The following is a 15,862-nucleotide window of genomic DNA, read 5'->3' on the forward strand; positions in this document are numbered from 1 at the left end:
TTGCTCCCAGGCTACGGGCGAGTGCTGTATTGCGGGCACTGCAGCAGCGAGCTCCTCGGGTATCGTGGTTGGCTTCAAGCCAACACCTTCCCCCCTGTAGCAACATATTCTGCAAAGCCTGTGCACCCGCCTTCCGGGAGATCACCGACCACGATATCCCCTGGTTTGAAGGGTGTTGCGTTTCTACCCGATACCCATCTGCATAGGACGGTAGGCAAGCGCATCCACCGATGCGTACCAATACTTCACGGAGAACTACTACCTTCGATGTTTTCACTTTCTCATAATTGATAGCTTTCTCTTGATCATTTCCTTTGTTTTCATGTGCGAAGACTTAACTAAGACGAACACCAAAGATGTCGTTTCGGAGAAAACCTAGCGAATTAGCATACATTCATCGTGATGCCCAAAAAGCTCCAAACCATCCATATCCTCTGTTGCATTGAAGACGCTTAAACCCATGTTCAATGCAGAAAGTTGCAATAAACATACCGATGGCCATGCGGGCAACAATGCCTTTCTCTCTGAGCCATCGAATGCTGGCAGTGGCTTACTTGGATATATCCTTATTGAAGGCTATTCGCTGAATCAAGTAGGTAACCCTTCCTCGGTGGCATTGGTCCTCAACGGTGTTCCTTGTGGGGCATGCTGCGACCTTAGCATCCCCATGACCGGGGAGTTTGCGAATTTGCTGGTCAACTGTTCAAACGCATAGGCCTTGTGGGCCCCTGGTTGCCACCTTCACCTGCCCAGGCCTGCCGTCCTTCTGCAAAGTCGACCCTTATGTGCAGTTCCATCAACCCTTACCCACCATGAACAGCAAAAGGCTTGGTTCTTTTTTGAATACCTAAGTAGTTACAAAATTCTGAATAATACGATATTGTCTTGTTGTGACTATCCAAAAACGTTTGTCCCTATCGAACATCTTGATGATCATAGTTCCGGTAACCATTACCATCATTACGGCTTTCATCTGCTTGCTCATTCTTTGGGCTGTCTTGGGTCGGACGACTGGGCTGGGGTTCAGCGATAGCCAGGATTTTCAACAGGCGCAAGGAACTATTGCCCTGGCAGTGAAGGAAATCTTGCGAACTTCTGCAGAAGAACAGCAGGAACGTCTGTCTTCCATCAGCCGTTTGCTCGATGATGCATCCATGTCCGTAATCATCAAGGAGGATGGTAAAGAGCTGTACCAATACGGGTCTACCAGTGATAAGGATGCACTTTTGATTGCTGCTGTGGATGTAATGGGTGGGGGAGGGTTTCTTTCCACTACCGATCGCAGCCTCTTCGCTGATACCCTTTTTACGATGGGAAAGACGTACCAGTTGTATCTGTTCAACACTCCCCATCGGTATTCCTATACTATTTTGAAAGTGGTGTTTGCTTTGTCAATTTTACTGTTGGTTTCGATAATTATACTGTCGGTTTATGTTACCAACCTGTTTTTGACAAAATTTGTTTTCCAAAAAATCAGCCAGCCTTTGAATATCCTAACCGATGGTGTCCACCAGATCCGCGACGGAAATCTTTCCTATCGAATCATCTACGAAGGTGATGACGAATTCGCAGCCATTTGTGCCGATTTCAATGATATGGCAGTGAAGCTCAAGTACTCTGTTGAACAAACTAGGTTGCATGAAGAAAGCCACAAGGCATTGGTGGCGGAACTCTCTCATGACTTGCGTTCTCCGTTGACTTCGATTCAAGCCTATGTATCAGGCTTGCTGGATGGTATCGCCCCTACCGAGGATGTTCGTCACCGCTATTTGCTCACCATCCAGAAAAAAGCTGAGGAGATTCAGCATCTCATATCACAGATGTTGCTTTTCTCAAAAATGGAGTTGGGTGAATACCCGTTGCATCTTCGATTGATGGATTTGAAGCAGGAATTGCTTCAGTTTTTTGCGGAAGCACAGCCGGAATATGCGGCACAAGGGCTTAGCATTACGTATGAACTTTGTAACGCTCATGTCATAGTCGATCGGGCTGCGCTGGATCGCGTTCTGGTCAATATCTTGGACAACAGCGTTAAGTATAAAGTAAAACAGCACGGGGTGATGCATGTTGTGCTCGCCGAAACGAGCGATGGCTACCAATTGAGTATGACCGATGATGGTCCGGGAGTTGCATATGAGTCTCTTGCCAAACTGTTTGACCTGTTCTATCGCGAAAGTGTTTCGCGGCAAAATCCACAGAAGGGAAACGGGCTTGGATTGGCCATTGCTGCGAAGATTATAGAACGGATGGGGGGGACAATACGAGCAGAACTTGCCTATCCGCATGGGTTGTCCCTGTTCATTCACCTTCCGAAGGAAAATGTAGATGTACCGAATACTGATTGTTGAAGATGACATAGCCATTGCAACCATCATTGAAGAATACCTGAAGTTTGATGGGTTTTCAGTTTTCATTGCCTCTGAAGGTCCGGCCGGCTTGGCACAGGGGATGAGTGGGATGTTCGATCTCATCCTTCTGGATGTCATGCTTCCCGGCATGGACGGGTTCACTATCTGTCGTAAGTTGCGAGAAACCTTGGATATCCCCATTCTCATGGTTTCGGCACGGCAGGAAGATATTGATAAAATCAAAGCGCTGGGTCTTGGCGCCGATGACTACATCGAGAAACCATTCACCCCCAGTGTCCTGATTGCGAAAATCAAAGCGCACATCACCCGCTATGAGCGGCTGAAAAATACCACCAAGCGCACTGCACGCATCAGTATGGGCGGCATCGTTATCGATACAGATACCCATCGGGTGTTTCTTGATGACCAGGAAATTGAATTAAAAAACAAGGAATATGAACTGTTGCTCTTCTTTATGCTGCATCCCGGTACGGTATTCAGCCGTGAATCATTGTACGAGGAGATTTGGGGTATGGATGCATTGGGTGACAACACCACGGTAGCTGTGCATATCAATCGATTGCGGGAAAAGATTGAGAAGGATCCCCCCAATTTCCGGTATATCCAGACCGTCTGGGGGGTAGGGTACCGTTTTTCAGAATTAGTTTAGACTTTTGTTAACAATTCCCAATCATTACTTAATGTTTTCTCGTCAGAATACTCATATACAAAGGAGTAAACCCCATGAAAATTTTATTTACATCAGATGTGTACAAGCCAACCACCAATGGAGTTGTTACTTCCTTGGTGAACCTCCGGCAAGGTCTGATCCAACTGGGACATGATGTGCGGATTCTCACCCTTTCGGAATCACATACTACGTATTATAACGATGGAGTCTGGTATCTCAGCTCCTTGAATTCCAATACAATTTATCCGGGAACCCGGGTGAGGGATACCCTTGCCAGGAAACCATTGAAAGACTTGATCAGCTGGAAACCCGATGTGGTACACTCACAAAACGAATTCAGTACGTTCCCTCTTGCAAAGCGTATTGCCCATGCGGTGGATGCTCCCTTGGTGCATACATACCATACCCTGTATGAGGATTATACCACCTATTTTTCCCCCAATGAGAAGATGGGAAAGTTTCTTGCCCAGCTATTCACTAAGCGAATTCTTGCTAAGACGGATGCTGTAATCGCCCCGACTCCCAAGATTATGCGGTTGCTTCGTTCTTACGGCGTGAAAAAACCCATCGAAGTGATTCCCTCTGGTATCAATCTTTCCCGATTCACTCCTGCAGGGAATCATGAGAAAAACCACTTGCGGGAGAAATTAGGGATACCTGAGGGTAATCAGGTAGTTGTCTATGTTGGCCGGTTGGCAAAAGAGAAGAACATTGATGAGTTGATTACCAACTTCTCAAAGGTTGCCAATGGTAAGAGTACACTGCTTCTCGTCGGGGACGGGCCTCAGCGTCCTCTGCTGGAAGAGCTGGTACAGTCGCTTGGTCTTGGACAGCACGTCATCTTTGCAGGGATGCAGCGGCAAGAGGATGTCCCATGCTTCTATCGTTTGGGTACTGTTTTTTGCAGTGCTTCCACCAGTGAAACCCAAGGGTTGACGTATGTGGAAGCCTTGGCAGCGGGTCTTCCGCTACTCTGTCGTGCTGATGATTGCTTGGATGATTTAGTGCAGGATTGGAGCAACGGGTGGCAGTATCATACACAAGCTGAGTTCAGACACTATCTTGAGATGTTGCTCGCTGATACATCATTGCAAAATCGTCTTTCGGCCGCAGCAATTGTCTCCAGCGCCCGATATAGCAGTATTGCCTTCGCCCAATCGGTGGTTGCACTGTATGAATCATTGATATCCGCCCATGCCACTGTGAACAGGATATCGGCATGACAAGGAAAATCATCAACTTCATCTCGCTCACCGGTCTTGCAACAAGCTTGGTATATGGTGTCTATTTGTGGAAAATAGGTGTATTTGCCTCTCTTGATACATTCCATACCTATGTGGTAGGGTTCGGATCATGGTCGGCCTTTTTCTTCCTGGTGTTTCAGGCTGTCCAAGTGGTGCTTCCGATTCTTCCCGGGGGTCTTGGGTGCTTGGTCGGTGTATTAGCTTTCGGCGTGTGGAAAGGATTTGTTTTCAATTATGTCGGCATTGTGGTTGGTTCCTTGGTGGCTTTTGCGATATCCCGGTACTACGGAAGGCCGTTGCTCTACCGGCTCTTCTCCACCTCCATGATCGAGAAATACGACCGGTGGATTGAGAAGAAAGGACGGTTTTCCCGATGGCTCGCTGTCTTGATTTTCTTTCCAGTTGCCCCGGACGACTATCTTTGTTTCCTTGCAGGGTCAACCTCCATTTCGTGGCGCTCCTTCACAACCATTATCGTACTGGGGAAACCTTTCTCCATCGCCTTGTACAGTCTCGGACTAACGACCCTGTTCACGCATCTCATTCCATGGAACTAGGACTATGAATCGTAAATATTTAGTTGTTTCTTTGGGTTTCCTTATTGCATCTTCTCTTTTGTGGGCAACGCCTCAGGATCTTTTTTCTCTATCCCAGACTGAATGGATGAACCTTTTGAATGGGCAAAACCTCACACGGTCGGTCATTTGGGATAATTCGGTGGCAGAACTGGCCCCTTCAGGTTCGATTGCCCAGGAAAAGACAAAAGAAGCGGAAGCACGTGCAAAGGGGATATCGGTTGCATCTCTTGCTTTGGTCCCTTACCCGAAGAATTGGGCGAATCAGAGTGAAGAGCAGCGGAAACTGGAGTTGTATAATCTTTTGCATCGGGTTTCCACTCTTCAAGGTCTTACGTATGGGGATGAAAAGAAGAAGGTGCTCTTTTCCGAGTCCTATACCATCAAAAATCCTGAAGACAAGAAATCAAAGGTAGAAGATCCTGTAGCCCAGGCACTGCCGTCTATCGATATCACCTATGTATGCCAAGAAGATTCGATTTTTGGAAAGAATATTTATCAGCATACCTATCAGGTTTCACAAGATGAAGTTTTTGTTGATATAACCAATCTGACTACAATGAAATTTCTCGGAATCTCATTCGTGAAACCAAAGGATATGTCTCTTTACCTCTCTGCAACCAAAACCCAGGAAGGGATACTCCTGTATGCCAGCACCACCCTTGCAACCACTGAGCCGAAGGTGTCGTTCCTGTTCTGGAGTTTCAATTTGGCCGATGAGTCGATGAACCGAATTATTGCCTATCAAGATTGGTTCAGGACACAGGTATGAGTATGAAAGTACTGTTGTATTCAGGTTCATGGAATTTGGTTAAACAAAGTGGGGTGGGGCAGGCGTTGTTGCATCAACAGGCAATGCTCGCTTCCAAAGGTGTAGCCACCACCCGTGTATGGGAAAATGATGCATCCGTCATCCATGTGAATACCGTTTTTCCTGATACACTTTGGGCGGTACGAAAAGCTAGGAGGAAAGGTATGCTTGTCGTACGGTATGCCCATTCCACCATGGAGGATTTCAAGCAGTCTTTTGTGTTTTCCAATGTTTTTGCGCCGGCATTTCGCCGTTGGATTCGATTTCTCTATCAGCAGGGGGATGTTGTGGTGACCCCTACCCCCTATGCAAAAAGGCTCTTGGAATCCTATGGTGTCACCCGACCCATCATCGTTCTTTCCAACGGTGTTGATACCACCCGGTTTTTCCCGAGCGGGGAGAAACGGAAAGTTTTCCGTAAACGGTTCGGTCTTGCCAATGATGAGCTGGTGGTAATCAGTGTAGGGCATTTCATTGAGCGCAAAGGTATCCTGGACTTTCTGGCATTGGCTAAGCGTATGCCAAAGGTTACCTTTCTTTGGTTCGGTCATACCTCACCTTCATTGATAACCAGACAGGTGAAACAAGCAATGCAAGAGAAAAGCGACAATGTCCGATTCCCCGGCTATATAGACCAGGATTCCCTTTCACAGGCATATTGCGGTGCAGATCTTTTCGTGTTTCCCAGCCATGAGGAGACTGAGGGAATTGTGGTTCTCGAGGCTTTGAGTAGTTCCGTACCTGTTGTTGTTCGTGATATTCCGGTCTATGAGGATTGGTTGGTCGATAAGAAAAATGTATACAAGGTGGATACGCTGGAAGATTTTCAATCCATCATTACACAGTTTGCACAAGGGGTGCTTCCTGACCTGACTGAAGCGGGTCGACAGGTGGCGCAGGAACGAAGCATTCCCGCCATTGCGGACCGAATGATTGAGCTCTACCGTCAATTCGGTGTAATACAGTGATTTGTCCGGGAGGAGCCAGAATATGCTGACAAATTATGAGCTGAGAATTCTGGATTCACTACAGTCCATTCATACCCCTTTCCTTGATTGGTTGATGGTTTTTTTTACAACCATTGGAGACTATGGCATGATTTGGATTCTTTTGGCGATAATCTTGGTAATCCTTCCAAAGACGCGGCGGATGGGCTTCGCCCTTATGATTGCACTGTTGCTTGATGTTCTTGTCAGCAATATTTGGATGAAGCAATTTGTTGCACGCTTACGGCCGTGTGAGGTGAATCCGAATGTGCCCCTTCTAGTGCAGAGGCCTTTGGATTTTTCGTTTCCTTCCGGACATGCTGCTGCATCGTTTACGGCCTCATATACCTTGCTGGGAATGAAGAGCCGGTTGGGCTTGCCGGCCTTGGTTGTCTCTGTTCTGATAGCATTTTCACGGCTGTATCTGTATGTGCATTATCCCACTGATATACTTGCCGGCATGTTGGTCGGATTCTGTCTGGGGTTTTTTGTTTCCGCTCTTTTCAATATGCAAGCCGCCACGTATGCAAAGGATCTGATGCATCAGGCAAGCCGATAAGGATTGCTGGCAGCATGGTGTTGATTTCTCCATTATCATTACCATTGCACGCTGAGGTGCCGTTTCCAAGGTTTACGTCATTTCTTACCTTCTCCTCCGGTCCAGGAGGGGAGCAAAGTACCATGGTCATGGCGTAAGCAATGAGAATATCACTCATATTGCAAAACAGATCTGTCAGTAGATCCTAGCGGCAGAGGTCTTTCAGTCCTTCCCAGATCATGACCATCGCCATCGTATCCAATTCGCAGTACTTCAGAAGGGCCTTCTGTATTTCGCTGCGTTCATAGTCTGACATCTCCTCGAACTGCATCCTTGCATATGCGGTGAGAGCGGCACCCCCTTCCCTGAGTTCATCATCACTGCTCAGAATTTCAAGATCCTTCTCAGAGACATCCTGGAACATCCTTGGCAGCAGCTTGTAGGGGTCAGCTACCTTTCTCTCTCCATTCTCTTCCTCTCCAAATGATTGTCACTGCATAGTATACAGCAGTCGAGTCAACGATACACAAAATCATTTGGTATGGAGGAACAGGTTACTTGGACGTAAATATTGACAAGACGGTGGTTCTAGCTCACGCTCTTGCTGAATACACCGGATAAAGGAGAACGGTTCCTCATGGCTACTATCAACAATAAGAAAAACAACATACCCCGTAGGCATCTCCTCAGTGGGTCACAGGCGCGCCAAGTCCTGAACGAACTGGCAGAGAAGGATGCAACTATTGCCAGAGAAATTGAGAGACTCTCTTCATTGATTTTCTGTGACGTGTCGGTGGAGCAGGTTGCCTCTTCAGTATTCCTGGCACTTGATGGTATCGACATTGAAGAGTGTTGGAATGCATCGGGTAAGCAACGGGGAGGGGGCTATCGCGATGAGTTTGATGTTGCTGATGAAATGATTATGGAAGCATTGTTCCCATTCAAACATGAAATCGATGTGTTTTACCAAGCAGGAGAATATGCTGCAGAACAGGAATACCTGCATGGGGTGCTTTTAGGGATCTATCAGTTAATGGAGGATTCAACTTCCGATTTCTTTGAGAATTATATGGAGGACTATCCCGACGAGCTTAAGCAGGAGTTCATTGATAAGTGGAAGAATCGGCATCCAAATGATGCCGATGGCTTGCAGAAGCTCAATACCTTCATTGAGAAACATTGCCCTGATTGGATTACAGAAGGTGCTGAGCTATGAGAGTAGTGTTTGGTTTTTCTTGCTAGTGACCATAAATAGAAAAATTCGCCATATAAGACAAATTATCAATTTTTTATAAAAAGTACGCCATAGCGAACAAATATACATAGTTATAAGGAAAAGTTCTCTAGGGAAGACACACAGCCAGGAGGAATCAGATGGAGAGAACCTACCACTCTCGAATGAGAAAGTCCTCCAGATGCATAATCTGAATCCCGTTTTCATTCCCTTCCGCTAAGTCATCAAACGTTACAACCCACTTGGGGTAGTGATCCTTTATTTCCATAAGGTTGCCAATCTCTCTGTTTGATGTCTCCGAAAGATTTCTGCAGACTTGGATATAGAGCCTCTCTTCTTGCTTTTCAGCGATAAAATCAATTTCCTTGGTACCATTCTTTCCAATGTAAACAGTAAAACCTCGCCGTCTGAGCTCTAGATAGACGATATTCTCCATCATGGAAGCAAGGGATGTAGCGTTATATCCCATCAGACAGTACTTGAGAGAAGAGTCTGCAAGGTAAAATTTTTCTTGGGTTTTCAAAACCATTTTTCCCTGTAAGTCATATCGTTTGCACCGATAAATAATGAAAGCCTTTTCCAACCAGTCCAGATAATCATAGATGCTCTCCACACTCAGTTTCCGTCCTTCATTCTTAAGGAACCTAATAATTGCGTGAGCAGAAAATGTTTTTCCTACATTTTCAAGCACGTAGAGGACTGTACGATTGAAAAGGTCTTGGTTTTTAATCTGATGACGACGAGCAATATCATTCGTTACAACCGAATTGTAGATCCCTTCCACAATCTGATAGATTGTTTCTTGGGAGAAATCTGATAGTGCGGTAACAGGAAAACCGCCGCCCTTGATGTATGCAACCAGCAATTCTCTCGGGGTGAGTGTGCTCATCGATTTGAAACGGAGATACTCTCGGAAAGACAAGGTATATACAGGGATTTCAATATACCTCCCAGAGAGATAGGAAGAAATTTCCGAAGACATCAACCTGGAATTTGATCCAGTTATATAAATATCTACTGGATATTTCTCAAATATATCGTTGACTGCCTTCTCCCAACCTTCAATCTCTTGAACTTCATCAAGCAAAAGATAACATGTGGTATCTGTACGTATTTGCTGTATCAAATCTTTATACATATGTACTGCGGTGAAACCTTCATCAATTTCCATCTGTGTATACCGTCGATACACAATGGAATCATGAGGAACGTTTTTTTGTATCAATAATTTGCTGAACATTGAAAATATAGTAGATTTTCCAGATCGTCTGATACCTGCTAGAATCTTTACTACAGGTACGTTGATATAAGATTCCAAGGTAGACAAGTACGTTGGCCGGGGTACAATAGTATCTTTCATATACCTATTATACTCTACAATTATCTAAGAATCCATAGTTTTTATCGAATATAGATAAAAACTATCATAAAATACAAAGTTTTTACTAAATATAAATAAAAAGTATTATAGTTGTATTAGTGTTACCACACGTATCTCCCAAAGATTGTAAATCCTTGGGAGACACCATCCTCCTTACCTACCTTTCCTCTCCTTGAAATCCTTCTTGATCTTCTTGTTCCAATCTCTAGGAACTGCCGATTCACAACGATAGTGGGAGACTGTCTCACTCATTACCTCGAAGTTCAATTGTATGCCTTCAGTATCGGCAATGAAATCCTGTGCGCGGTCTGGGGGAATGCCTACGTCTTCGGCCGCTGTCTCAGCATCGATGTTTGCCCCGAGGTAGATGAACTCCCACCCAAAGCTCTCCCGCTCTCTCTTGATCATCTCTCGAATCTTTTCCCTGGTATACTCCCTGCTTGCGTTCTCCATTCCATCGGTAATGATAAGGAAGATCACACGCTCTGCCTGGTATGCCGGAGCTGTTGTCCTCTGAACCTGTACAATCTTGGAAATTGTTCTCCCAATGGCGTCATACAATGCGGTAGAGCCGCCAACAAAGTACTCCTTCGCTGTTATTGCGCTCACTGCCGCGACAGGAATGCGGTCATGGAGCAGTTCATAGTTGTTGTCAAACAGCACGGTCGTGATATTGCACGGGCTCTTGAGAGCCTGCTGTTCGGCTAGCATGGCATTGAAACCTCCAATCGTGTCACGTTCCAGTCCATGCATTGAACCACTGCGGTCAAGAATACAAACAAATTCAGTCAATCCCTTTTTCATATACATCCTCCAATACTGATCTATACGTATTGATAGCCTGAAAAAGGGAAAGGATGGTCGCCCGGAAAGCGACAATTACTGGGAGCCAAGCAGTGGTTGGTCGTAGGAGAAGAGTACTTCGTTGATCTCAAGGATCTTGTAGTGCTTATGCACGATAAAATACTCGATGATGACATCGAAAATACTACTGTGAGAAAGTGCATAGCCCGCTTTTTCCAGAAGTTTGTCAGCCTCATCAAGCGTAAGTTCCAATGCTATTGCCAAGGCTATTACCGTACGTTTGCTGGGTACGTAGCCACCCCCCTTTCGAATCTTGGAGAAGAGTTTTCGGTCGAGGTTTGCCTTCTTGTAGACCTCAACCTCTGTTTTTCCTTTACTCTGTATCAGGGTTCTCAGGGAGTCGGAGAAGGGTTCATCGAGATTGGAGAGAGCGTGCTCAAGATTTGGTTCATGGAGGGAAGATCGGCTCTCTTCCAATTCCATCGCTTCGATGGTAAGCAGCTCACGGACTTCATTGTGTTTCCTGAGGTAATGCTCGTCGATATAGTGTTCAATAGAGGTATGAAGCTTTGTCCCCGCAAGGAGAGACTCCTTGTCGAACAGTACCAGGAAAACAGTGATCTCATGTTCTGCAAGAAAGTCTTCAATGGTAGACCTTGCAACCTCTATTGCCTCTTGTTTCGGGTAGCCGAAGATACCGCTGCTGATGAGGGGAAAGGCAATTGATGAACAGTGGTGTCCTACTGCGAGGAGGAGACTGTTATGGTAGCACTGCTGAAGCAGCTCCCTCTCTCCGCTTTTCCCGTCATGATAAACCGGGCCTGCAGTGTGAATGACAAATCGGGCAGGAAGGGCAAACCCTGGGGTGATGACAGCCTCCCCGGTCTTGATCGGGGAGAGCGGGGAACACGCTTCCGTCATCTCGTGAATGCCTGCTGCCTTGAAGATTGCTCCACATACTCCACCACCCATCAGCAACGCAGTATTGGCAGCATTGACGATGGCATCGGTTTTCATCTTGGTTATATCATTTCGTACGAGAAAGAATGGCATGGTGCTACTCCTTGCTATTCAGAGTACCACGGATTTCAAGAAGTACGAAATGTGTTGTTTTCGTCAAGGTGAGGAGCATCGTCTATGCAGAGAGAGATGCCAAGCATATACTCAGCCATTTCATTGATAATACGTTCTCTGTACCAGAAATTCATAACAAATACAGCTTGTGCTCAATGAAGATATCCACCAGATCAGCATCAAACTGGGTTCCTGCATTGATCTTGAGCGCTTCCAATGCAAGTTCTCTAGGAAGGGCAGAGCGGTTGTCTGGATAGCCTCGGCCATCGGGGACTGAAGAAGATCAAGGAGGATTTCAAGGCGTCTTATGAAAGCTAAAGGCATAGCATGCACCCCTAAGAGTATGGTATCTTGGTAACTGGATGCCATCTGGAAAGGAGGGGTCACTCTACATGGATATGCTTCGTTGCGTCGTCGAGCGCATCACCTTCCAGAATGAAGAAAATGGCTACACGGTCCTCAAGTGCAAGGCAAAGGGACATCATGAACTGGTGACCGTCGTTGGACCCATGCCTTCTGTGGTAGTGGGATCGGTGCTCAGCCTGCAAGGATACTGGAAGAATGACGGCAAATACGGTCCGCAGTTCACCGTTGAATCCTCCGAAGAAACACTTCCCGCCACAGTCTATGGTATCGAGAAGTATCTGGGCTCCGGTTTGATCAAAGGTATCGGCCCTATCTTTGCCAAGAAGATCGTCAATACATTCGGCACAGATACACTCGAGGTCATCGAATCGGATGTCGATAGGTTGCTTGAAATACGCGGCATCGGCAAGGTCCGCGTCGAACGCGTGAGAAAAAGTTGGCAGGAGCAGAAGGAGATCAAGAACATCATGCTCTTTCTGCAAAGCTATGGGGTGACCACTAGCCATGCGACAAAGATATTCAAGACGTATGGATCAGATAGTATTGCTATCGTCAAGGAAAACCCCTACAAGCTCGTCGACGATATCTGGGGCATCGGGTTCAAGACCGCCGATACCATCGCTCAAAAACTGGGAGTGGCAAAAGATGCCGCCGTCAGATTGCGTTCCGGCCTGCTGTATACACTCAACAAGCTATCGGAGGACGGTCATTGCTTTGCTGTGTCGGAGCAACTGTTCAAGGCTGCCATTGATTTGCTTGAATCTCAAGACGAAAAACTGCAACAGGTGTTAAACCAGATGGCACATGCCGAGGATGTGATCATCGAGGATGAGGCCATCTACCTACCGTCCTTTTACTTCTCAGAGATTGGTGTTGCCAAGAAGATACGCACACTGATTGAAACGAATGGGAAAAATCATATCGAAAGTACTAGCGTGATCGAGCGTATGAATAGGCCGAAACCCAACGGTATCACGTATGATGAAGTCCAGCTCGAAGCCATCAGAACAGCGGTGATGAGTAAGTTCATGGTCCTCACCGGTGGACCAGGGACCGGAAAGACGACGACCACGCTCGGCATCATCCAAGCTTTCCAGGCTTCCGGACTTCGGGTATTGTGCGCTGCCCCCACCGGGAGGGCTGCCAAGAGAATGAGCGAGGCGACCGGAATGGAAGCCAAGACCATCCACCGTCTGCTTGAGTTCAAGCCGCCGCAAGGGTATCAACGGAATGCAGATAATCCACTCGAAGGTGATGTACTCATACTCGACGAGTGTTCGATGATCGACATCATCCTTATGCACAACCTGCTCAAGGCGGTACCTGACGACATGACGGTAATCATGGTCGGTGATACCGACCAGCTGCCCTCGGTAGGTGCGGGTAATGTCCTGAACGACATCATTGCATCGGAAGTTGTGTCGGTGGTGAGACTCAGGCGCATCTTCCGCCAAGCACAAGGCAGTCGCATCATCATGAACGCCCATCGTATCAACCAAGGTAAGGGTATCGATATTACCAACGGTAAAACATCTGATTTCTTCTTCATCGAAAGCACTACACCTGAGAGTGCAGTAAAGCAGATTATCGACTTGGTGGAAACACGTCTCCCGGAATACTACCAAGCCGATCCGATTCGGGACATCCAGGTGCTCACTCCCATGCAACGAGGCTTGGTTGGAGCAGTAAATCTGAACAGGATGCTGCAGGAACGGTTAAATCCTACCAGCGAGCCGATGGGCAAACCAAGCCTCAGTAGAGCTGGCATGGAGTATCGGCTCCACGACAAGGTGATGCAAATCAAGAACGACTACGACAAGGATGTCTTCAACGGCGATATCGGTACTATCACGGATGTCAATATCGAGGATCAGCAACTCACGATCACATTCGATGGTCGTGACATAGTCTATGAAAAATCGGATCTTGATGAAGTCGTGTTGGCCTACGCCACCACCATCCATAAGTCACAGGGTTCTGAATATCCCATTGTGGTCCTGCCGTTCATGATGACCCACTTCGTGATGCTCCAGCGCAACCTGCTGTACACTGCGGCAACCCGAGCGAAAAGAGTTCTCGTACTGGTCGGCGAGAGAAAGGCTATCGGCTACGCAATTAGAAACCAAAAACCGAACGAGCGGAACACCCGGTTGCACGTCAGACTGAAAAACAATACCGAGAAATAGCAACTTTGGTTTATGTTTTATGAGATATCCATATTCTGTGTTTCGTGTTACAAGCAAACTGTCGGCAGGGGTTTCGCTACTATCTGATCAGGAACATCTTTCATCATATCGAGACAGGAATCACCCGATATCGCTCTTTTGTTTTTGTTGTGGCGCTATGGATACTATTGAAAAAGCATTGCTTCACCGGATCATTACCGACCGGTCGTTCGCCGAGTACATCACACAGAGAATCGCTATCGGGGATTTTGACAATAAGGCGGCGAACCGTATCGACGAAGTGATCATGGATTTGATTTGTCAAGGGAGGCCGTTATCCTATGAAGTTCTGACCACCCATTTTCATGGAGATCGGGCAATAACACTAGAGATACTGAATCACCATGGCAATAAAGGGTGAAGAGACCAAGGAAGTCCCCACACCACAAACTCTCTATGCAGGAAGTTATCTGAATTCAATCGAGGGTAGCCAAAGTGATGCGATTCCGCCCTTCAATCTTGCTTTGATACATCAGCTGATCCGCCATCTGGATGATATGCTCCTTTGACGCGGCCTTTTCGATGAACACAGCCCCGATGGAGACAGTTACCTGTATCCCCGAGCCTTCGCGTTGCACAGCGGAAGACTCAACCAGCATCCGTATTCTTTCGACGATCTGCTGCAATTGCTTGAAGCCCACCGTCGAGAAAACCACAAGGAATTCTTCTCCTCCCCAACGACCAACCAGATCGCTCGAACGTACCGCATTCACTAGGCTCTTTACGGTCATTTGGATAGCCAGATCACCCACATCATGCCCATAGGTATCGTTCACTGCCTTAAAATGGTCGATATCAACCAAGGCTACGCCAAAGGGTGTATTGAATTCCTCCAATTCAGTCAACTTGCTTGAAAGAATGGATTCGGTATGTCGCCTGTTCGCGAGTCCGGTCAACTGATCGGTCATGGCAAGGACCTTAAGGTCTTCTATTTCTCTCATCAGTAGCGTCGGTGGTTTTTCATCGGAAAACAATTCAATGGCGCCGATGAGCTGATCCCGATCATACAGTGGATATGTTCTGATCAGCACAGGGACCCGGTGTCCTTGTTTGTGGTGAAGATACACTGTCGCCTCACGAGGCTTACCATCTCCCAAGGTCTTGTGCAAGGGACAACCTTGTCGGCACAGATGGGTACCTTTATCATCGACATGATTGAGGATGTTATCGTAACAATACTTATCGAGAACTTCAGCGGCCGTAAATCCGGTAATTTGTTCCGCATGGTTGTTCCAGAAGGTGATCTTCCGGTCGATATCCACGAAGTACACCCCTTCCTTCACATACTTCAAGATTTCTTGGTAGATCAAAGTCTTTTCCATTATACATGAGCTCCACATTGATTTTCAGTCGTTAGCTGGTATATACAGTCACTGATGTCAACTTAAACCATAACAATCAGTATAGAACTGCCAACATTTCTCCGCAAGGTTGATCTGTTTGATTGGCTTGGTCCACACTGTCTCGAATATGATTTCTTCCAATCATTCCTCAAATGATTTTTGCCTGTCTGTTTGAGATATGTGGTTTAATGAAAGGAAGACCAAGGGAGAGGATCCCTGAAGGAGAAATGAAGAGGAAGCCC

Annotated in this window: 17 protein-coding genes; 11 read left to right on the forward strand and 6 right to left on the reverse strand. The window is 46.6% G+C overall.

All coding sequences use genetic code 11. From position 1 onward, the window contains the following. Positions 1-277 (reverse strand): hypothetical protein (locus AB7S66_RS07040; RefSeq protein ID WP_428518742.1); only part of this gene is annotated, 277 nt, incomplete at its 3' end. 165 nt (positions 278-442) lie between these two features. Here AB7S66_RS07040 and AB7S66_RS07045 point away from each other — a divergent pair. The 8 genes from AB7S66_RS07045 (at position 443) to AB7S66_RS07080 (ending at position 7,214) form a co-directional block, all read left to right on the forward strand. Then, positions 443-715, forward strand: coding sequence for a hypothetical protein (locus tag AB7S66_RS07045; RefSeq protein ID WP_428518743.1), 273 nt, complete (start codon positions 443-445; stop codon positions 713-715). 175 nt (positions 716-890) lie between these two features. After that, positions 891-2,348 carry an ATP-binding protein gene (locus tag AB7S66_RS07050; protein ID WP_428518744.1) on the forward strand — a complete coding sequence of 486 codons (1,458 nt, stop codon included), beginning with the start codon at positions 891-893 and terminating at the stop codon, positions 2,346-2,348. Further along, a complete protein-coding gene (locus AB7S66_RS07055; RefSeq protein WP_428518745.1) occupies positions 2,326-3,018 on the forward strand; it encodes a response regulator transcription factor in 693 nt (230 codons plus the stop codon). Before AB7S66_RS07050 ends, AB7S66_RS07055 begins: the two co-directional genes overlap by 23 nt. Positions 3,019-3,092: 74 nt before the next feature. Continuing rightward, entirely contained in the window at positions 3,093-4,262 is a 1,170-nt protein-coding gene (locus tag AB7S66_RS07060; RefSeq protein ID WP_428518746.1) for a glycosyltransferase family 4 protein, read from the forward strand. Beyond that, positions 4,259-4,840, forward strand: coding sequence for a TVP38/TMEM64 family protein (locus tag AB7S66_RS07065; RefSeq protein WP_428518747.1), 582 nt, complete (start codon positions 4,259-4,261; stop codon positions 4,838-4,840). The genes AB7S66_RS07060 and AB7S66_RS07065 overlap by 4 nt, the downstream gene beginning before the upstream one ends. 4 nt (positions 4,841-4,844) lie before the next feature. After that, entirely contained in the window at positions 4,845-5,630 is a 786-nt protein-coding gene (locus AB7S66_RS07070; protein ID WP_428518748.1) for a DUF6675 family protein, read from the forward strand. Then, the gene (locus AB7S66_RS07075) at positions 5,627-6,637 is read left to right on the forward strand and encodes a glycosyltransferase (RefSeq protein WP_428518749.1); all 1,011 of its coding nucleotides are present in this window, start codon (positions 5,627-5,629) and stop codon (positions 6,635-6,637) included. Before AB7S66_RS07070 ends, AB7S66_RS07075 begins: the two co-directional genes overlap by 4 nt. 22 nt (positions 6,638-6,659) lie before the next feature. Next, on the forward strand, positions 6,660-7,214 hold the full coding sequence (locus AB7S66_RS07080; RefSeq protein WP_428518750.1) for a phosphatase PAP2 family protein: 555 nt from the start codon (positions 6,660-6,662) through the stop codon (positions 7,212-7,214). Between the two features lie 184 nt (positions 7,215-7,398). Here AB7S66_RS07080 and AB7S66_RS07085 read toward each other — a convergent pair whose 3' ends face one another. Beyond that, positions 7,399-7,617, reverse strand: coding sequence for a hypothetical protein (locus AB7S66_RS07085; protein WP_428518751.1), 219 nt, complete (start codon positions 7,615-7,617; stop codon positions 7,399-7,401). 213 nt (positions 7,618-7,830) lie between these two features. Between AB7S66_RS07085 and AB7S66_RS07090 the strand changes: the two genes are divergently transcribed. Further along, entirely contained in the window at positions 7,831-8,409 is a 579-nt protein-coding gene (locus AB7S66_RS07090) for a hypothetical protein (RefSeq protein WP_428518752.1), read from the forward strand. A 169-nt stretch (positions 8,410-8,578) separates the two neighbouring features. On the opposite strand, the gene AB7S66_RS07095 is transcribed toward AB7S66_RS07090, so the two are convergent. The 3 genes from AB7S66_RS07095 to AB7S66_RS07105 all read right to left on the reverse strand — a co-directional run bounded on the left by AB7S66_RS07095 (position 8,579) and on the right by AB7S66_RS07105 (position 11,665). Beyond that, complete coding sequence (locus AB7S66_RS07095) at positions 8,579-9,787, reverse strand: ATP-binding protein (protein ID WP_428518753.1); 1,209 nt, start codon at positions 9,785-9,787, stop codon at positions 8,579-8,581. Between the two features lie 174 nt (positions 9,788-9,961). Continuing rightward, positions 9,962-10,612 carry a vWA domain-containing protein gene (locus tag AB7S66_RS07100; RefSeq protein WP_428518754.1) on the reverse strand — a complete coding sequence of 217 codons (651 nt, stop codon included), beginning with the start codon at positions 10,610-10,612 and terminating at the stop codon, positions 9,962-9,964. 75 nt (positions 10,613-10,687) lie between these two features. After that, positions 10,688-11,665 (reverse strand): macro domain-containing protein, encoded by a 978-nt coding sequence (locus tag AB7S66_RS07105; protein WP_428518755.1) that lies wholly within the window; start codon positions 11,663-11,665, stop codon positions 10,688-10,690. A 413-nt stretch (positions 11,666-12,078) separates the two neighbouring features. On the opposite strand from AB7S66_RS07105, the gene recD2 reads away from it, so the two are divergent. After that, positions 12,079-14,238: an SF1B family DNA helicase RecD2 gene (gene recD2, locus AB7S66_RS07110; RefSeq protein ID WP_428518756.1), complete on the forward strand. Its 2,160-nt coding sequence runs from the start codon at positions 12,079-12,081 to the stop codon at positions 14,236-14,238. A 157-nt stretch (positions 14,239-14,395) separates the two neighbouring features. Then, positions 14,396-14,638: a hypothetical protein gene (locus AB7S66_RS07115; RefSeq protein ID WP_428518757.1), complete on the forward strand. Its 243-nt coding sequence runs from the start codon at positions 14,396-14,398 to the stop codon at positions 14,636-14,638. 55 nt (positions 14,639-14,693) lie between these two features. On the opposite strand, the gene AB7S66_RS07120 is transcribed toward AB7S66_RS07115, so the two are convergent. After that, entirely contained in the window at positions 14,694-15,599 is a 906-nt protein-coding gene (locus AB7S66_RS07120) for a diguanylate cyclase (protein ID WP_428518758.1), read from the reverse strand. Positions 15,600-15,862 lie beyond the last annotated feature (263 nt).

Source organism: Sphaerochaeta sp. (assembly GCF_050178175.1).
Taxonomy (GTDB): Bacteria; Spirochaetota; Spirochaetia; order Sphaerochaetales; family Sphaerochaetaceae; genus Sphaerochaeta.